Raw genomic sequence first — 19549 nt, 5'->3', positions numbered from 1 at the left:
GAGGAAATTAAAGGAGCGTATACAATGTCAGACCAATTACAACAAGCAATTGAAAGCAGAAGAACCTTCGCCATCATCTCCCACCCGGATGCCGGGAAAACGACCTTGACCGAGAAACTCTTGTTGTTCGGCGGCGCAATTCGCGATGCCGGGACGGTCAAAGGGAAAAAGACCGGCAAGTTCGCCACTTCCGACTGGATGGAGATCGAAAAGCAGCGTGGTATTTCCGTTACATCGTCCGTTATGCAATTCGATTACTCAGGGCACCGCGTCAACATTCTCGATACCCCTGGGCACCAAGATTTCAGTGAAGACACGTACCGGACGCTGATGGCGGTCGACAGTGCCGTCATGATCATCGATGTCGCCAAAGGGATCGAAGCACAGACCGTGAAATTATTCAAAGTCTGTAAAATGCGTGGCATTCCTATCTTCACGTTCATCAACAAAATGGACCGTCAAGGAAAAGAGCCGCTTGAGTTGATGGAAGAGTTGGAAGAAGTGCTCGGCATCCAGTCCTACGCAATGAACTGGCCAATCGGCATGGGGAAAGAATTCATGGGAATTTACGATCGCTATAATAAGCGCATCGAACCATTCCGCTCTGAAGACGGCCGTTTCATGGAACTCGATGAAAACGGGCACCTTGCCGGTGAACATGAAATGACAAAAACTTCTTATTATACACAAGCACTTGAAGATATCGAGTTATTGGAAGAAGCAGGAAACGACTTTTCCATCGATCGCGTGAAAAAAGGGGAATTGACGCCGGTCTTCTTCGGATCCGCACTGGCCAATTTCGGAGTGGAAACTTTCCTGGAGACTTACCTGCAATTTGCGCCGCAGCCGCAGCCTCGCTTGACGACAGAAGAAGATATCGTGGACCCGGTAGAAACGCCGTTTTCCGGATTCGTCTTCAAGATCCAAGCCAATATGAACCCGGCGCACCGCGACCGCATCGCTTTCGTCCGGATCGTCTCAGGGAAATTCGACCGCGGCATGAACGTCACCCTGTCGAGAACCGGTAAATCGTTCAAGCTGTCCCAAACGACGCAATTCTTGGCGGATGACCGGGAAATGGTATCCGAAGCCGTCGCCGGCGATATTATCGGCCTGCACGATGTCGGAAATTACCAGATCGGCGATACCATTACGAGCGGCAAGAAATTCGAATTTGAAGCCTTGCCTCAATTCACCCCGGAATTGTTCATGAAAGTCACGGCGAAAAACGTCATGAAGCAAAAGCATTTCCATAAAGGGATTCTGCAGTTGGTGCAAGAAGGCGCGATCCAATATTATAAAACGCTGCATCTCGAAGAAGTCATTCTCGGTGCGGTTGGCCAGCTTCAGTTTGAGGTATTCGAGCATCGGATGAAAAACGAATACAATGTCGATGTAAGAATGGAGCCAGTCGGCAATAAAATTGCACGCTGGATCGAGAACGAAGAAGACGTCAAAGAGTCGATGTCGAGCGGCCGCTCGATGCTGGTCAAAGACCGCTACGACAATTTGGTATTCTTGTTCGAAAATGATTTTGCAACGCGTTGGTTCCAGGATAAGAACCCTGAAATCCGCCTGTACAGCTTGCTTTAATAAGCGGAATCTTCAACAGCTTGCCTTTTACGGCAGGCTGTTTTTTCGTTTAACGAATAACTTGCCAATATTCGCATGCTTTCCATGGAACAGGAAAAACATGGCGTTCTTGTGAACACACGGCCTCAAGTTTGCGGTATAAGGTATTTTTTCTTATGATAAAGGGACCAGGCATAGAGAGGGATTGAACAGATGAAATTAAGCGATTTTTCCATCAAACGACCAGTACTGACTATTGTCACGATGCTGTTGGTCATCATTTTAGGGGCAGTGTCATTTCTCCGCATACCTGTCACCTTGATTCCAGAATTGAATCCGCCGATTGGCGTTGTAGTCACAAACTATCCAGGGGCAAGCCCGACGGAAGTGAACGAAAAAGTGACAAAACCGCTGGAAGAAAGCTTGGCGACATTGCCGGGAATCGAATCAATTCAGTCGAACAGCCAGGAAGGATCGAACTTCATCCTGCTGGAGTTCGGATGGGATACGGATATTGATGATGTCCAGGCGGAAGTCACGCAGCGAATCGACCAGACGCCGATTCCTGACGACTCGAACGACCCTCGTTTTTTGAAGTTCGACCCTTCGCAATTCCCGATCATTCAATTGTCCTTGCGGGCGACTGATGCACAGCAGGACGTCCGGGTCATTGCAGAGGAATTGGAAACACAGCTGCGCCAGACGGATGGCGTGGCGAGCGTAAATGTTTCGGGCTCATTGATCGAAGATATTTCGATCCAGCTGGACCCGGCAGAATTGGAAGAGCGTGGCTTACAGCAGGCGGATATCGTCCAGCTGATCCAAGCGAACAATATATCCTTGCCGGGAGACCCGATTGAAACGGAAGACGGGCGCAATTTAACGACGCGCATCGTCAGCACGTTGGAAAGTGTGGACGACATTGAAGACCTGATCGTCACGGTCGACCCGATGTCTGGCGACAATGTGACCGTGGCTGACGTCGCTGAAGTAGCGGTGACAGAACGGGAGACCAATAGCGAAACCCGTGCCAATGAAGAACCTGCCGTTTTGCTGTCGGTGCTTCAGGAGTCTGGAGGCAATACAGCAGACGTCTCGACTGCCTTCCAGGAGCGCCTTGATGAATTGCTTGCCGAAGAGCGCTTTTCGGCAGTAGAAGCCGATATCCTATTCGACCAGGGAGATTACGTGAAACTGGCGATCAATAATATCGGGCAGACCTTAATTCTTGGTGGTATTTTTGCAATGCTGGTGTTGTTCTTCTTCCTTCGCGGGATCAAGAGCCCGATCATCATCGGCGTAGCGATCCCTTATTCAGTGATCGTGACCTTCGTATTGATGTTCTTTGCCGATTTCGCTTTGAATATCTTGACGCTCGGTGCTTTGGCGCTTGGCATCGGGATGCTCGTCGATAATGCCATTGTCGTCATCGAAAACATCGAACGGCATTTGGCGATGGGTAAAAAACCGAAAAAAGCGGCATCCGATGGTTCTCGTGAAGTAGCTGGGGCGATTACCGCTTCGACCTTGACGACCATTGCCGTATTCGTGCCTGTCATTTTCATCTCCGGATTGATTGGGGAAATTTTCTTCGAATTCGCGTTGACGATTTCGTTCAGCTTGATCGCTTCGCTCGCTGTCGCCCTGACCGTTATCCCGATGATGGCTTCAAGGATGCTCGGCCAAAAAGACGGCAAACCAAAACCGGTGAGGGCGGATTCAAAAGGCGTGCAGCGCTTTGAGAAGAGTGTGCTATGGGCCCTGCGCCACCGAATTTTGGTGCTTGTGACAGCACTCGTATTCCTCGGAATCGGCGCATTCGGCGTTTCCCAAGTGGGCACTGAGTTCCTGCCGGCGACGGATGAGGGCTTTGTCAGCGTAACTGTTGAACTTGAAAATGGTTCTTCTACGGCCGCGACCAATGAAGTGGTCCAGAGCATCGAAGAAGAGCTGAAGGCTGAAGAAGATGTTGATGTGTATGTCAGCTTAATCGGCACGACTCAACAAGGACAGGCACAAGGCAGTGCGGAATCCAATACGGCAGAAATTTACGTGAAATTATTGTCGCTGGATAAACGTGATCGTTCGGTTTTCGAATTTGTGGATGATGTACAGCCGCAAGTACTGGAGAAAATCGGCGACGATGCACTCGTCAGCTTTAATCTCCAGACAGCTGCCGGCTCTACACCGAACACATTAAGCTTTACCGTGACTGATACGGACAAGCAGCGCTTAGATGAAGCCGTAGCTGCAATCGATGAAGAATTGTCGAGTCTGCAGAATGTGGTCGAATTGACCAATGACCGCCAGGAGACAATCGATGAAATCCAACTGACGATCGACCGGGAAGCGGCGACTGAAAATAATCTGGCACCCGCACAAATTGCTCAGACGGTCAATAACATTACGCGTGGCGTGCTTGCGACACAAGTCATCGACGAACAGGATGAAGTACTCAGCGTGTTCGTCTCCTATGACGAACAACAGCGAAACAGCGTAGACAGCTTGCGTGAGTTGACGCTTCGCACGCCGTCCGGTGCATTCGTCGAACTGCAGGAACTGGCGGACATCGAAGTCGCACAAGGGCCTGTTTCGATCAGCCGCGTCGACCAAGCGGAAAGTGTATCCTTTACACTGCAATATCCATCCGACCAAACTTTGGGCGATATGTCGACTGCTGTCGACACAGCTATAGCGGATCTTGATTTGTCGGAACAGACGGAAGTCTCGTTCGGAGGAGACCGAGAGCTGTTCGATGATGCGATCGATGATATGCTGCTCGCAGTCGTATTGGCGATTGTTCTCGTCTACATCGTTATGGCAGCACAGTTTGAATCGTTCAAATACCCATTGGTCATCATGTTCACGGTGCCATTGATGGTCATCGGTGTTTCTATCGCGCTATTTGTGACACAGACACCGATCAGCATTACTGCTGTCATCGGCGTGCTGGTGCTCGTCGGGATTGTCGTCAATAACGGGATTGTGCTCGTCGATTATATCAATCAGCGCAAAGCGGATGGATTAGGTTCCTTTGATGCGATTGTAACGGCAGTCCATGACCGGAGAAGGCCGATCCTGATGACAGCCCTGACGACGATCCTAGGCCTCTTGCCGTTAGCCATTGGCATCGGTGAAGGAACGGAAATCAACCAGCCGATGGGGATTGCTGTCATCGGCGGACTGATCAGTTCGACTTTCTTATCTTTATATGTCGTGCCAGTCGTCTACAGTTTATTTGACCGGGAAACACGGTTCATGAACAGCAAGAAGAGAAAACAAGCAAAAACCGAGGAATAACAAATCCTGTGCAGATGATTCTGCACAGGATTTTTTTGCATTAGTTTTATGGGCGCAGCTATCCATTTTTTAGTAGAATACAGAAAAGGGGTGTGAGTGGATGAAGATGATGGTGTTTACCGGGTTTCCCGGATTTATCGCAACACGTTTGATGGAATCATGTGCCCAGAAAGGTTGGGGTTTGGCGGCAATTGTTCTGCCCAGTGAAATGGAAAAAGCGCAAAAGCAGGCAATCAGTATTGAGGAAAAGACAGGCAGCGTGCCGATCCGGTTGCTGCCGGGAGATATCACGGCAGAAGGCTTGGCGCTTTCACGGGAAGACCGGTCCTGGCTTGGAAAACACAAGCTTGTCTTATGGCATTTGGCGGCGATCTATGATTTGGCGGTGCCGGAGGATATTGCGAAAAAAGTCAACATCCTAGGCACACAAAACGTCAACGATTTGGTCAAAACACTTGATCAGCTGGAGCGCTATATGTATTTCAGTACGGCGTATGTAGCAGGCAAAAGAGAAGGTTTATTGCTCGAAGACGAACTTATCCGTCCACAGGCATTCAAGAACCATTACGAAGAAACGAAGTTCGAAGCGGAATTGCTCGTCCAACAAGTAAAACAGCAAGTACCGACGACCATCATCCGTCCAGGAATTGTCAGGGGCCATTCAGCAAGTGGCGAGACCTCTAAATTTGATGGCCCGTATTTCTTTTTGAATATGATTGACCGGATGAAGCATTTGCCTGCCATTCCGTATATCGGGCGTTCACATTCAACCATCAATGTCGTACCGGTCGATTATATCCTGGAAGCTTCCGTTTATTTGAGCGGGCTCGAACAAGCCGAGTCGGCAACCGTCCATTTGACCGACCCCAATCCCCATCCAGTAGAAGAAGTATACCGGGCAATGGTCCATGAAATGACCGGAAAGTATCCTAAAGGCAGGATCCCGAAAAAACTTGCGGCGCTATCGATGAAGGTGCCGGCGATCCGCAAATATCTCGGCGTTGAAGCCGAGACTTTGGATTATATGGACTGGCCAGCGCAATTCGATACGCAAAACGCCCAATCTTTATTGGCAGGAAGCGACATCCGGCCAGCAGACTTTCTGGAAACGATGCCGGCAATGGTGGCGTACTATAACGAACATAAGGTAGAACAGAAATACCACGTGACGATTGCCTAATTGTTTACAGTTCCGGCACAAGTGCTATAATACATCTACAGACCAATAATACAAACTCTCGACAAAGGGGAGTAGCTATAGGGAAACCTATTTCACAGTCGTCAAGACGTGGCTTCTGGCCATCGGTTGTGATAGCGGCATATTACGACGCTTAGCAAGACCTTTGCCTTTTATTAGGCATGGGTCTTTTTTGTCGGGCAAAATCAGGAGGGAAATTATGGATACTATCTTATTGGAATACGCATGGGTGCTGCTTGTGCTTATCGGGCTGGAAGGTTTGCTTGCAGCAGATAATGCGGTGGTCATGGCTGTCATGGTCAAGCATTTGCCGAAGCCCCAGCAGAAGAAAGCCTTGTTCTATGGTTTGGCAGGCGCTTTTATCTTCCGTTTCGCCGCTTTGTTCATGATTACGTTCCTGGTGAACATTTGGCAGATCCAGGCACTTGGAGCCGCCTATCTGCTGTTTATCGCGGTTAAGCACATCTATGACCAGCGCAAAGGCAAAGAACATACAATAGAACCGGAAACGACAAAAGGATCCGGTTTCTGGATGACCGTATTGAAAGTGGAGCTGGCAGATATCGCTTTTGCCATCGATTCGATGCTCGCGGCCGTTGCGCTCGCGGTGACATTGCCGCATCTCGGCGATTTCGACATCGGCGGCATCAATGGCGGCCAGTTTGGCGTGATGCTGGCTGGCGGGTTGATCGGTGTGATCATCATGCGTTTCGCTGCGCATAAATTCGTCCGGCTGTTGGAAAAGTATCCGCAGCTTGAAACAGCAGCATTTGTCGTGGTCGGTTGGGTAGGGGTCAAATTGGTCGTTTTGACTTTATCCCACGAAAAATTGGGTGTCCTGCCGCATGATTTTCCGCATTCGACGCCGTGGACGATCACATTCTGGCTTGTGCTTTTAGGCATCGTCTTGACCGGAGTGTTTACGGGCATTAAAAAGAATAAAGAACAAAACGCTTAAGTGAATTAACAATAGTCGAATAGCCTTGCGGAGCATTTCTCCGCAAGGCTATTTTTATGCAATCATCAAATGGACGGACACAAACACTCACTGTAACACGAATGTAATACTCAGCAGGGCCGCCTCAATCTTCCAAATTCCTGGACTGAAAGCTACAATAGAGAAATAGGAATTGAAATGGGGTGAGTTGCATGCTATTGACTGCTTTGGGCGGTTTGTTTGGATATGGAGCGGAAATGCCCGCTGAAACATTAGTGAAGCTCGCACAACAAGGTGATGAAGACGCCGAAGAACAATTGATTTCCTCACATATCCCGTTCGTGAAAAAAACCGCCGCACAAGTATGCAAACGATTCATCGATGATAATCAGGATGAATTCAGCATTGCACTCTTGGCATTTCACGAAGCGATACGCCAGTACCGTCCGGGACATGATGCTTCATTTTTGACTTTCGCGCATATGGTCATCAGGCGGAGGGTAATCGACCATATCCGGAAGGAAAGCAAACGGCTGGAATTCAGCCACGATTTCACAGCCTCGCCGAATGAAGACCATCATAACCATATCGGCGACCGGGCATCATCGGCTTTCCATTCGGAACAGGAGCAGATTACCAAGCGGCGTGAAGAGATTGTCCAATTCGAGGAAATGCTCTCAGAGTTCGGCTTATCTTTCCAAATGATCGCCAAAGTTTCTCCTGCACATGAAGATGCCAGGAGAAATGCAATCCAAATCGCTCAATTGGTGGCGGAAACGGATGAATACAAACAATTCTTGCTTGATAAGAAAAAACTTCCGGTCAAGCATATCGAGGAACTTGTCCAGGTCTCGAGAAAAACCATTGAGAGAAATCGGAAATACATAATCGCAATGTCGCTATTGATGATGAGCGAGTTGCATTACTTAAAAGATTATTTAAAGGAGCGGTTGAACTGATGCGAATGCAAAAAGGCATATGTATGGAACTTGATGGAGACCGTTCTGTCTACATGCTTGCAGATGGCAGTTTTGTAACCGGCAGACCGACAGGAGGCACAGTAGTGGGCGAAGAGGCATATTTCGAATCCGTAAAGGCTTCGAACCTCCGCTTCAAGCCGTTTGCAATGCCACTCATCGCGTCGGTCGCAGCGCTATTTTTGTTGATTTCCACATGGATGCTCCCCGCCGAAGAAGCGTATGGGTATGTGCAAGTCGAATCGAACCCGGGCATCGAACTCGGCGTAAACGATGAATGGCATGTCATCTCCCTGAGGGAATTGAATGAAGACGGAAAACAATTGATTGCCAAAATGGCAGACTGGGAGAACCGTGAACTCGAAGTGGTTCTAGAAAATGTGCTCGCTTTATCCGTGGATGAAGACACGGAGCATGTGACGATTACCACAGTGCTGGGAGACGAGGAAACCGATGCCACGATCAATGTGGAGCAGATTGCTTTGGCAGCATTGTTTGCCGGCAGCAATATAAACTTGCGTGTACATCTGAAAGAAGCGAATAAAAAGCAATGGCGCGAGGCGAAAGAGCAGCAAGTGCCTGTCGCTAAGCTAATCGAAAAAGACCGAACCTTTACATCGCCGCAGGAACAAGAGAAGGATGTGCAGCCTGCTCAAAATAAAGATGCACAGGAAAAACAAGCCCCAAATAGCCAGGAAGCTCCTTCCAAAGCGGAAGACCCTGCTATTCCAAAGGCTAAACCGAAAAATGAACCTTCATCTTCAGGCAATAATAAAGCGGAAAAAACGCAGAAGTCGGACACTCAGGCAAAGCCTGTCCCAGAAAAAAAAGCGGACAGCAAACCGAAAGAAACTGCCCCAAAAGCTCCAGCAGCACCAAAACAACCGAAAAAGCCAGAAAAGACCGAACCTGCTAAACCGAAAAATCCGAACGCTGGCAAAGGCAATGACTCCGGTAATTCAAAGGCTGAACCAAAACCGAAAAAAGAAAATCCTTCTTCCGGGAACAACAAAGCCGAACAGCCGCCAAAAGACAGTAAAGGCAAAGGCAATGCAGTCGATAACAAGCCGAAAGAAAAGAACAGCAACAGCAACTCTAACAGCAACAGCAACAGCAACAGCAACAGCAACAGCAACAGCAACAGCAACAGCAACAGCAACAATAGCGGCAATTCTTCCAAAGCGAATGGGGCAAAAACAGCGGAACCGAAGGACTTGAAAACTGTACAGCCCAAACCTTCTGCGAAGGAAAAGGATGCTTCGGGTTCACCCAAAGCCGAAGAAAAGAAAAACCCGAAAGCTGAAAAGCAAGATAAGCAAGTTGGGCAAGACAAGCAAGATAAGAAGAACCAATGATGCTTTTCCGTGAATAGCGCTTATTCCTTCAGCTCCGCATTCAGCGGAGCACACTAGAGGAATAAGCGCTTATTCTGTGGCATTTAAAAAAAAGGCAGGAAAAGAGGCTCTTTTCCATTGGAATAGTTACAGCGGATGGTGCTTTACAAAAAAGCCCTTTTCTTTTCACTGTACTTTACATAGAATGGGAAGAGAGTCAGTTGCGGAAGGGAATTTTACGCCTATGAACAAATCATTTCAACGTGTCCGAAATCTTACACCTGCACAGGCAATCGTGGCGTATTATTTCGTGGCGATTGCTTTTTCCTTTTTGCTCCTGCGGCTTCCCGGAGTCCTGCAGCCTGGGGTAAGCATGACCTATATCGACACTTTATTTACTGCCGTCAGCGCCGTCAGCGTCACCGGCCTGACCGTCATAGATGTGTCGCAGACATTATCGGTGTTTGGCATCATCGTGTTGATGGTCATCCTGCAATTCGGTGGCATCGGCATCATGTCGATCGGGACATTTTTCTGGATTCTGCTTGGCAAACGGATCGGGCTGAGAGAGCGCCAATTGATCATGGTCGACCATAACCAATCGAGCATGGCAGGCGTCGTTAAATTGATCACTGAAATCGTCAAGATCCTGTTGTTGATCGAAGCGATCGGCGCGCTTATTTTGACCGTTTATTTCACGCAGTACTTCTATACTTTCAGCGAAGCTTTATTGCACGGCGTTTTCGGCGCGGTCACGGCCACGACCAACGGCGGATTCGATATCACTGGAGCGTCCCTGCAGCCTTATGTCGACGACTATTTTGTCCAAATCGTCAATATGCTGTTGATTATCCTCGGGGCGATCGGTTTTCCGGTATTGATCGAATTGAAGGAATTCCTGTCTAACGAGACAAAGAATTTCCGGTTCTCGTTGTTCACCAAAATTACGACGAGCATCTTCGGCATGCTCTTGGTTGTCGGTACGGTCGGCATCTTGATTTTGGAGTCGGTCAATGCGTTTAAAGGGATGTCATGGCATCAGACTTTGTTCGGGGCATTGTTCCATTCAGTCTCATCCCGCTCCGGCGGATTGGTCACCATCGATATCACCCAATTCAGCGACGCGACCAATGTATTCATGAGTGCGCTCATGTTCATCGGAGCCTCGCCAAGTTCGGCAGGCGGCGGTATCCGGACGACTACCTTTGCGATTGCCATCCTATTTTTGATCAATTTCGCGAGAGGCAAGAACACGATCCAGATTTTCAATCGTGAAATCGAATTGATTGATGTGTTCCGGTCGTTTGCGGTCCTGTTCCTTGCAGGCACAATGGTCATCGTCGCGACAATGCTGCTAATCATCACTGAACCAAATGCATCCATCGTGGAAATCCTCTTTGAGATCACGTCAGCGTTCGGTACGTGCGGAATGTCGCTCGGGCTGACGAGTGAATTATCCTCGATCGGGAAAGTGATCGTCATGGTCCTGATGTTCATCGGGCGAGTCGGCTTGATTTCTTTCCTGTTCACCATCGGCGGCAAGACAGACCCGACGAAATTCCATTATCCGAAAGAACGCGTCATCATCGGATAAGTCGACTGCACGTGCTATTCGGCCATCAAAGGGATATAATTGAAGTAATCATAGCGGAAATGAGTGAACGAAAATGAATGAAGACATCAAACAGTCATTGAAACTGTTTATCGTTTTGTCCCGTGCGCATAAAGCGATTTCGGAACAAACCAATCAATTTTTCCAGGAGAATGGCGTCAATCCGACAGAGTTTGCCGTGTTGGAGCTGCTCTATCATAAAGGACGCCAGCCGCTGCAGAAAATCGGTGGCAAAATCCTGCTGGCCAGCGGGTCCATTACTTATGTCATCGATAAGCTGGAAAAACGCGGGTTTATCACGCGCGTCAATTGCCCGACCGACCGCCGCATTACCTATGCGGAAATTACGGAAGAAGGGGAAGCATTCATGGCAGACATCTTCCCGGCGCACGAGCAAAAAATTCATGAACTGACAGCTGCTTTATCTTCGGATGAAAAAGAGCAGGCCATTGAATTGATGAAGAAAATCGGCTTATCGATCAAAGATTTGTCCTATTAAAAAAAATCCTCCCAAAAGGAGGATCTTTTTTTATTTCTGCACACGTTCGATCGTTTGGGCCATTTGGATGAAATCGCCTCTCGCTTCGACTGTGCTATGGTCGAAAATGGTCACCCGAACGACGATATTATCGGATTCGAACGCCATGCCGGTCACATGGCCCTCAGGCGTTGCGACTTCATAAGCGGCTGAATTATCGAATGCAGAGCTGTCATAGTCGGTAAACTCCGTCAGTTCACCGTCGGGGTTGGATGCCTGTACGGTCTGTTGTGTAGTGGCAACGAGCTCATCGAAATCGATATCATTCGGGTAATAAGTTTCAACACGCATGAAGACGGCATCGTTTTCCTGCAGGAAGATGACGTCGCGGTTCGGTTCTTCTGCAGTGAACTCATAGCCATCCAGCACATGGAGCTGATAAGCCTGGTTATCGCTCATCGTCAGCTCGCCTTGAGAAGTTTCGCTATGTTCGTTGCCGGAACTGCCTTCAGTCTTTTCAGGTGCTTCTTCAGGCGTTTCCATGTCTTGTGTCGTGTCGCTGCTTTCTTCCTCGGTTGTCTCGGCTGGTTCCGTCTCAGGCTCTTCTTCTGCGAGGTCTGCAGTACCGCAGCCTGCGAGCAGGATCCCGGCAGTGAGGATATCTGGAATGAATAAGGCATTCTTTTTCATGAGTTGAATTCCTCCTTCCAATTTCCCAATTAGATGGGCAGAAGGAGGGAATGTTTCAAGCAGTTCGCTAAGGCCATTTGTGCGAAACCGGCATTTAGCTTAAACCGGCAGCGGCATGACGATGAACAAGAGCACCAGGACAATCAAATGAGTGATGATCAACAGCGGCATGCTGCGCTTCCATTCATACAGAATGCCTAGCAATGCTCCTGCTACAATACCGGCTACAATGCCTGGCCAAAAGCCGCTGAAGGCAAGCGCGATGCCGAATAAGAGAGAAGCGCCCAGAATGGCAAACGGCAGCTTCATGTATTTTTTCAACTGCTGCTGGATATAACCGCGCCAGAAAAGCTCCTCGCCTGGAACGATGACAAACATCAATAATAGGTAATGCCAGATGCTGGTTGGCGCAAATAAGGTTTGAATGGCAGAGACCGGGCCTTCCACATTAAGTGGTAGGAGATCGAAGAATAGGTAGCCGAGTGCCAGGACGGCGTAGATAAGGCTGCCGAACAACACGCCGTATACTAATGATTTCCAGGTTTTCAATTCGTCGAATACAGAGTAATTGACGAGCGCGATCGACATCAGCACCAAAATGGAAAATGTGTACATATACCAGAAGATAGCGGTGTTTTCGAAAGCCAAATGGTACAAATAAAGAGAAAGCGGCAATAACCAGATAAGCGTATGGCGCTTTAATAGAGTAAGCATAAAAAAAATCCTCCTAAAATCAACAAAGGCTGCCCGGATGAGGGGCAATGCGCAATGTGGCTGGACGGGTATGGTTTCGTCCGTATAGTATTATAACAGAAGGATTTTAACAAAACGAAAGGAAAGGAGAACATTTCATGACTGATTATGCTAACGAACTGGAGCGATTGAAAAATGGCGAGATCGACACGCTGGATATTCCAAAAGACGAATTTCTTGAGTTCCGCGAGATATTGACTGAACGGGAAGATTTTAAACATTTCAGGGGGACGGCTTTCCATCACGGCAAGACGCAATATGAATATACGGTAGAACCGTCCAAATAAAATCACAGCATGATGGGCGGTGCCGGAAAATCACGCAATGAAATTTTTTTTTGAGAAAAAGGTTTATCCTATGTTTGGAGGGGGCATAGTATACTTGAACACAGCAACATTCTCATTTCCCCCTTTTGTGGTCGGCCCTATATGGACCGGCCTTTTTTTTATGCCAAAAAAGAAGAGTGAATAGACTGACCATTTTTGCTATTATGGAAATATAAAGGAGGCAATAAAATGAAAATTGGATTTATCGGTACCGGGGTCATGGGTAATAGCATCGGACGCCATTTGCTGGAGGGCGGCCATGAACTTTCCGTATTTACGAGAACGGCCAAGAAAGCTGAGGATTTGCTTGAACAAGGTGCGTCCTGGAAAAACAATCCGAAGGAACTGGCGGCAGATGCGGAAGTGATCTTTACGATGGTCGGTTACCCATCCGACGTGCAGGAAATCTATTTCGGGGAAAACGGATTGCTGGCAAATGCCGCCGAAGGAACGGTGCTCATCGATTTGACTACTTCCCAGCCTAAGCTTGCGCAGGAAATTGCGGACGCTGCACGGGCAAAAGGCTTGCATGCGCTGGATGCGCCAGTCTCTGGAGGGGATATCGGCGCCAAAATGGTGTTCTGTCTGTCATGGTCGGCGGCGAAGAAGGTTTTCAATCGCTTGCTTCCGCTGTTTCGCTTGTTTGCGGGCAATATCATTTTGCAAGGTCCAGCGGGTTCCGGTCAGCATACAAAGATGTGCAACCAGATCAATATCGCGAATAATATGCTGGGCGTCTGTGAATCCCTTATATACGCGAAAAAAGCAGGACTCGATCCAGAAAACGTATTGCGCTCCATCTCGGCTGGCGCAGCCGGCTCTTGGTCATTGTCGAATTTAGCCCCGAAAATGATCGAAGGCGATTTCCGTCCAGGATTTTACATCAAGCATTTCATCAAGGATATGAAAATAGCGGTGGAAGAATCCGAGCGATGGGGCCTGGACCTTCCAGGGCTGAAATTATCGCTCGGGATTTATGAGGAATTGGAACGTGCAGGGGATGGGGACCTGGGCACCCAAGCATTGATCCGTCATTTCGATTTTGCGGAAAAATAAGCAGAAAAAAACCGGCAGTGCAGGACCGCCGGCCGGATCAATCAAAATAGGATTTTTTCGGTGAATAGAAACGATTCATTTCTTTCGGTTCGTAGCGTTTGGAAAAAGCCGGGATGGCAGGCTTTTTATCCGGCGCCTCCAGCCCGGTGTAATTTTGAAGCAATTCTTTGGCATGTTTCAAGTTCATGCGGCTCGGTGGATTGCGATAGGATTCATCCAAGTCTCCAAAATGCTCAAGCGAATGGAAATCTTCCTTTTTGGGGAGCATGTGGAAATAATAATTGCCGCATTTCACGAGGACAGATGATTGTTGTTGGCTTTTTCGGGGGTTTTTACTGAAGTGCAGGCCCAGTTTTTGCGCCCGTTTTTGTTGAATCATCAGATTCAATGCTTGCTTTTTTAATGCATACAGAAATTGATTGTCAGGAGCAGTCTTAGCGTGGCGGTTGACAGTGAAAATAGCTTGTGCGATTTCCGAATCTTTCGTCGTCAAGGACATGGGCTCATTCCTTTCGCAATAATGGATTGATCAGTCTTTGTTCATCATATCAAAATTTTCAGTCACTGTACATAAACCGAATCCAGTGCCGAGCTGCAGGAAATGATCCAAAAAAAGGGGATGTTGAGATGTTGAGTGAACAAACAATAATCGTGACCGGAGGCTCCAGTGGGATGGGCTTTCATATGGCAGAAAAGTTTGCCGCTGAAGGGGCGAACGTCATCATTACAGGGCGGGATATGGAAAAGTTGAATGAGTCATTGACGAAATTGTCCGGGCTGCGGGGACAGGCGGAAGCGTTCCAGATGGACGTGCGTGAACCTGAACACGCCAAGGCGATGGTCAATTTCGCACATGAGAAATTCGGCCGGATCGATGGCCTTGTCAATAATGCAGCAGGGAATTTCATCGTCCATGCTGAAAAATTATCGCCGAATGGATGGCGCTCTGTTATTGATATCGTCTTGAACGGGACTTTCTTTTGTTCTCATGCCGTGGGCAATTATTGGATTGAAAATGGCACAAAAGGGAATATACTTAATATGCTGGCAACGTATGCCTGGAATGCCGGAGCCGGTGTCGCTCATTCCGCCGCCGCTAAAGCCGGGGTCATGTCGCTGACCCGGACGCTAGCAGTGGAATGGGGAACGCAATATGGCATTCGTGTCAACGGGATCGCTCCTGGCCCGATCGAACGCACTGGGGGCGCAGATAAACTTTTTGAGTCTCAAGAAGCGATGCAGCGGACCTTGAAATCTGTTCCTTTAGGCCGGCTTGGAAAACCGGAAGAAGTGGCAGATCTGGCAGCGTTCATCATGTCAGAGAAAGCGGCTTATATGAATGGGGAAATCGTGACCTTAGACGGTGGACAATGGTTGAATAAATTCCCTTTTTAAGCCAAAATCCCCAATTAAATAGTTTCGGGAAACGTGTTATGTTATGATGTAATCGAAGTGTTTCGGCATCAGACCATGCGATGCAAAAGGAGTAGAGCACATGATTTCATTACCGAGCAAAGATTTTCTTGAAACCCCGATCGAAGAATTTGTCATCTCGTCCGAAAAAGTAGCACATGTCCAAATCGGCAATAGCGCCGAACATGCTTTATTGGTTTTGACGAAGACCGGCTATTCAGCCATCCCGGTTTTGGATGCGAAGTACCGGTTTCACGGCTTGATTAATGCCCAGCGCATCACAGACGCCATTCTTGGAATGGACCATATAGAGTACGAGAAACTAGGCGATATTCGAGTCGAGGAAATTATGCAGACCGACCTGCCGCTGATCCATTTGAATGACCGCTTCCAAAGAGCTTTGGATTTGGTGATCGACCAGAATTTCCTTTGTGTAGTAGATGACGATGGAATGTTCATGGGGATTTTGACAAGACGGATCGTCTTGAAGCAATTGAAAAAACAACTTTACCAGTTCAAACGATAATTACCCTGAAAAAGGTCTCATCCATTGAGGCCTTTTTTTCTGCTGGTTGAAAGAAGGGATCGATATGGAACAAACAAAACGCCCGCTCATCTTGATCGCAGTCATGCTGGCGATGTTCGTTTCCGCGGTCGAAGCGACCATTGTCTCGACCGCGATGCCGAGCATTGCTGCAGACCTCGGTGGATTTTCGAAATACAGTTGGGTGTTTTCCGCTTATTTGCTGATGAGTACGGTGACGGTGTTGTTATACGGCAAATTAGCGGATCTTGTCGGCAGGAAAGCGATCTTCACTTTCGGCATGCTGCTGTTTTTAATTGGTTCCTGGTTATGCGGTTTAGCGGATTCGATGGAACAGTTGATCGCTTTCCGCTTTATCCAAGGGGCGGGAGCGGGGGCTATCATGCCAATCGCCTCGACGATCGTGGGGGATATTTATTCTCCTGAAGAACGGGCGAGGATCCAAGGATATTTGTCCAGCGTATGGGGCATTTCGGCCATCGCCGGCCCTGCCATCGGCGGTGTTCTAGTGGCGACGATCGGCTGGCAATATGTTTTCTGGGTCAACTTGCCGCTCGGGATTTTATCGCTGCTTGGCATCCTGATTTATTTGAAAGAACCGGTGCGCATGGAGCGGGCGAAAATCGATTATAGGGGCGCCTTGTTTTTGACGATTGCACTTAGCAGCGTCTTGTATCTGCTTATCGAAGGGGGCGTGTCTTTTGGCTGGCTCTCGGCTCCTTCTTATTTGCTTGCCATTTTCGGCGCTTTGTTCATGTTTTGGTTTGTCAAAGCAGAGCGCGCGTCAGACGATCCGATGATGCCGTTTGAAATTTGGCAAAACCGTGCGATTCTCTATGCGAATTTGGTTTCGCTCGCGACGGGGATTATTTTGATCGGCATTTCCAGCTATTTGCCGGCTTATGTAACTGGCGTCATGGAACAGCCAGCAGCCATCGCTGGCTTCACGTTGACGACCATGTCAATCGGATGGCCGATTGCTTCCGTCTTGTCAGGAAGGCTCTTGATCAGCATCGGGTATTTCCGCACCTCGCTTCTTGGTGGATCGTTCCTGCTGCTCGGAACCGTATTGTTTGTTGCGATGCAACCCGGCTTTGGGCCACTGTGGGCAGGGATGTCGAGTTTCTTCGTCGGTGTCGGCATGGGATTGACCAGTACCGCCTTTATCGTATCGATCCAATCGGCAGTGTCGTACGATAAGCGGGGAGCGGCAACCGCTTCAAATATGTTCATGCGCAACCTTGGCAGCACAATCGGCGTGGCGCTTCTCGGCAGCATATTGAACAGCTCGCTATTGAACCGGCTGGATGATTCGGGCAATAGCTTATCACTGGAATCCGTCAACTCGAATGCCTAGTCTCGTGGGCTCGGAGTGTGTATAAGAGACAGCTTTCGGGCTGCGCAACGTTTACAGCATTGCATTTCTCTGCGCCTTGATCAGTTTCCTGCTGATTTTCGGACTGCGCGGTTTGAAAGGAGTGAAACCCGATGTCAAATGAAGAAATGATCATTAAAGTACTCGCTGAAGAAGGCAATATGCGAAAAGCGGCAGAGCGGCTTTTCTTGTCGCAGCCTGCTTTGTCCCAGCGGCTGCAATCCATTGAAAAAGAATGGGGCCAGCAATTGTTCGTGCGTTCCCAAAAAGGGCTGACGCCGACTCCAGCCGGTGAATTGGTCATTCAATACGCAAAAGAAGCCGTGATGCGCAGGGAGGAAATTTTCGAACAGCTGCATACCTTAAGCGAAAAAGTGCACGGCACCTTGAAAATCGCCTGCGCATCGATCATCGGCCAGAACTGGCTCCCGAAAGTGTTGAAAGATTTCATTACCCTGTATCCGGAAGCGAAAGTGCAATTGATCACCGGATGGAGCTCTGAAATTGTCCGTGCTTTGTACGACGGTGAAGCCCATATCGGCATCGTCCGGGGACAGACCGATTGGAAAGGCCCGAAGATCCATTTATTCAAAGACACTTTGTATTTGGTTGATAAAGAAATCAGTTCGCTGGAAGAGGTGATGAAGACCGAACGGCCGTTCATCCAATTCAAAAGCGATTCTACCTATTATGAGGAAATTCAGCAATGGTGGCAAAAGCATTTTGCCTCCAACCCCAAACGCCAAATCACGGTAGACCAGATCGAGACCTGCAAGCAGATGGCAGTCAATGGCATCGGCTATGCAATCTTGCCGTCCATTACCTTGACAGGTGCAGAGGATGTCCATACGATGCCGCTGACGAATAGCGAACAGGAACTTGAGTTGACCCGGGATACGTGGCTGATCGGCTATGAATCGTCTTTCCAACTTCGGCAGGTCGAGGCATTTGTCGATATTGTCAAAAAACATGCCACTCTGTTAAGCTAAAGGATGTATTATTATACTGAATCAGATATAATAACACCATTACACGAGAGAAAGAGGTTTTGATCAATGGAACAAATGGATGCAAATCAAATTATTTCGTACATACAGAATGCGAAGAAATCGACGCCTGTAAAAGTATACGTCAAAGGTGAAGGCGTAGCTGCGCTTAATTTTGGCGAAGGCTCGAAAGTATTCGGAGAAGGCAATCATGCAACAGTATTCGGCGAATGGGCTGAAGTGGAAAAAGCACTTGAACAGCACGCTTCAGTCATCGAAGATTCCGTAGTGGAAAACGATCGCAGAAACTCGGCGATTCCGATGCTTGACTTGAAGAACATCAATTCGCGCATCGAACCAGGCGCGTTTATCCGCGAGAACGTGGAAATCGGCAGCAATTGCATCATTATGATGGGCGCTGTCATTAACATCGGTTCTGTCATCGGCGATGGCACGATGATCGACATGGGCGTCATTATGGGCGGCCGCGCGACAGTCGGGAAAAACTGCCATATCGGCGCTGGCGCTGTATTGGCAGGCGTAATCGAGCCTGCATCTGCTACACCGGTAATCGTGGAGGACGATGTCATGATCGGCGCGAACGCAGTGGTATTGGAAGGCGTCCGCATCGGCAAAGGCTCTGTCGTCGCTGCAGGAGCTGTTGTTATCGAAGATGTGCCTGAAAACGCAGTCGTCGGCGGTACGCCAGCACGCGTGTTGAAACTGATGGACGAAAAAACCCGTTCGAAAACGGAAATCAAGCAAGAACTCCGCCAGCTGTAAGAGGCCTTTTTATGGATCTTATTCAAATCAGGAGAGAGCTTCATGAAATTCCGGAAATCGGGTTTCAGGAATTTAAAACGCAAAGCTATTTAAAGAGATCATTTCCCAAATGGCTCCGGGTCGCATCGAGCTGGTTGAATGGCGCACGGGCCTTGTGGTCAAAGTTAAGGGCCGTTCGCCCGCGAAAACAATCGGCTGGCGCACGGATATCGACG

18 protein-coding genes are annotated in these 19549 nt (G+C 48.6%); 15 read left to right on the top strand and 3 right to left on the bottom strand.

Annotation, left to right across the window (positions count from 1 at the left end; translation table 11 throughout):
• The first annotated feature begins 24 nt into the window (after nucleotides 1-24).
• The 8 genes from CW734_RS12065 (at nucleotide 25) to CW734_RS12030 (ending at nucleotide 11429) form a co-directional block, all read left to right on the top strand.
• Entirely contained in the window at nucleotides 25-1593 is a 1569-nt protein-coding gene (locus CW734_RS12065) for a peptide chain release factor 3 (protein ID WP_101190645.1), read from the top strand.
• Nucleotides 1594-1785: 192 nt separating this feature from the next.
• Nucleotides 1786-4872 (top strand): efflux RND transporter permease subunit, encoded by a 3087-nt coding sequence (locus CW734_RS12060; RefSeq protein ID WP_101190644.1) that lies wholly within the window; start codon nucleotides 1786-1788, stop codon nucleotides 4870-4872.
• Between the two features lie 100 nt (nucleotides 4873-4972).
• The gene (locus tag CW734_RS12055) at nucleotides 4973-6052 is read left to right on the top strand and encodes an SDR family oxidoreductase (protein WP_101190643.1); all 1080 of its coding nucleotides are present in this window, start codon (nucleotides 4973-4975) and stop codon (nucleotides 6050-6052) included.
• A 217-nt stretch (nucleotides 6053-6269) separates the two neighbouring features.
• Complete coding sequence (locus tag CW734_RS12050; protein WP_101190642.1) at nucleotides 6270-7028, top strand: TerC family protein; 759 nt, start codon at nucleotides 6270-6272, stop codon at nucleotides 7026-7028.
• Nucleotides 7029-7219: 191 nt separating this feature from the next.
• Nucleotides 7220-7966, top strand: coding sequence for an RNA polymerase sigma-I factor (sigI, locus tag CW734_RS12045; RefSeq protein ID WP_101190641.1), 747 nt, complete (start codon nucleotides 7220-7222; stop codon nucleotides 7964-7966).
• 23 nt (nucleotides 7967-7989) lie between these two features.
• A complete protein-coding gene (locus CW734_RS12040) occupies nucleotides 7990-9339 on the top strand; it encodes an anti-sigma-I factor RsgI family protein (RefSeq protein ID WP_145990586.1) in 1350 nt (449 codons plus the stop codon).
• A 223-nt stretch (nucleotides 9340-9562) separates the two neighbouring features.
• A complete protein-coding gene (locus tag CW734_RS12035; protein ID WP_101190639.1) occupies nucleotides 9563-10912 on the top strand; it encodes a TrkH family potassium uptake protein in 1350 nt (449 codons plus the stop codon).
• 73 nt (nucleotides 10913-10985) lie between these two features.
• Nucleotides 10986-11429: a MarR family winged helix-turn-helix transcriptional regulator gene (locus CW734_RS12030; protein ID WP_101190638.1), complete on the top strand. Its 444-nt coding sequence runs from the start codon at nucleotides 10986-10988 to the stop codon at nucleotides 11427-11429.
• Nucleotides 11430-11459: 30 nt separating this feature from the next.
• On the opposite strand, the gene CW734_RS12025 is transcribed toward CW734_RS12030, so the two are convergent.
• Nucleotides 11460-12098, bottom strand: coding sequence for a hypothetical protein (locus CW734_RS12025; protein ID WP_101190637.1), 639 nt, complete (start codon nucleotides 12096-12098; stop codon nucleotides 11460-11462).
• 99 nt (nucleotides 12099-12197) lie between these two features.
• Nucleotides 12198-12812, bottom strand: a complete 615-nt coding sequence (locus CW734_RS12020; protein ID WP_101190636.1) for a CPBP family intramembrane glutamic endopeptidase — start codon at nucleotides 12810-12812, stop codon at nucleotides 12198-12200.
• Nucleotides 12813-12949: 137 nt separating this feature from the next.
• Between CW734_RS12020 and CW734_RS12015 the strand changes: the two genes are divergently transcribed.
• Together CW734_RS12015 and CW734_RS12010 are read left to right on the top strand one after the other, a co-directional pair.
• Nucleotides 12950-13138, top strand: a complete 189-nt coding sequence (locus CW734_RS12015; protein ID WP_101190635.1) for a hypothetical protein — start codon at nucleotides 12950-12952, stop codon at nucleotides 13136-13138.
• A gap of 228 nt (nucleotides 13139-13366) precedes the next feature.
• A complete protein-coding gene (locus tag CW734_RS12010) occupies nucleotides 13367-14233 on the top strand; it encodes an NAD(P)-dependent oxidoreductase (RefSeq protein ID WP_101190634.1) in 867 nt (288 codons plus the stop codon).
• 37 nt (nucleotides 14234-14270) lie between these two features.
• Here CW734_RS12010 and CW734_RS12005 read toward each other — a convergent pair whose 3' ends face one another.
• Entirely contained in the window at nucleotides 14271-14732 is a 462-nt protein-coding gene (locus CW734_RS12005) for a YkyB family protein (protein ID WP_101190633.1), read from the bottom strand.
• A gap of 128 nt (nucleotides 14733-14860) precedes the next feature.
• Between CW734_RS12005 and fadH the strand changes: the two genes are divergently transcribed.
• The 5 genes from fadH (at nucleotide 14861) to dapD (ending at nucleotide 19334) form a co-directional block, all read left to right on the top strand.
• Entirely contained in the window at nucleotides 14861-15628 is a 768-nt protein-coding gene (fadH, locus tag CW734_RS12000; RefSeq protein ID WP_058383440.1) for a 2,4-dienoyl-CoA reductase, read from the top strand.
• Between the two features lie 100 nt (nucleotides 15629-15728).
• Nucleotides 15729-16172 (top strand): cyclic-di-AMP-binding protein CbpB, encoded by a 444-nt coding sequence (cbpB, locus tag CW734_RS11995; protein ID WP_058383441.1) that lies wholly within the window; start codon nucleotides 15729-15731, stop codon nucleotides 16170-16172.
• Between the two features lie 64 nt (nucleotides 16173-16236).
• Nucleotides 16237-17547: an MDR family MFS transporter gene (locus CW734_RS11990; RefSeq protein ID WP_101190632.1), complete on the top strand. Its 1311-nt coding sequence runs from the start codon at nucleotides 16237-16239 to the stop codon at nucleotides 17545-17547.
• A gap of 131 nt (nucleotides 17548-17678) precedes the next feature.
• Entirely contained in the window at nucleotides 17679-18554 is an 876-nt protein-coding gene (locus tag CW734_RS11985) for a transcriptional regulator CcpC (protein WP_101190631.1), read from the top strand.
• A 66-nt stretch (nucleotides 18555-18620) separates the two neighbouring features.
• The gene (gene dapD / locus CW734_RS11980) at nucleotides 18621-19334 is read left to right on the top strand and encodes a 2,3,4,5-tetrahydropyridine-2,6-dicarboxylate N-acetyltransferase (RefSeq protein WP_058383444.1); all 714 of its coding nucleotides are present in this window, start codon (nucleotides 18621-18623) and stop codon (nucleotides 19332-19334) included.
• Nucleotides 19335-19549 lie beyond the last annotated feature (215 nt).

Source organism: Planococcus sp. MB-3u-03 (assembly GCF_002833405.1).
Lineage (GTDB): Bacteria > Bacillota > Bacilli > Bacillales_A > Planococcaceae > Planococcus.
The sequence above is the reverse complement of the archived record's forward strand: the minus strand, read 5'-3'. Positions and strand labels throughout refer to the sequence as shown.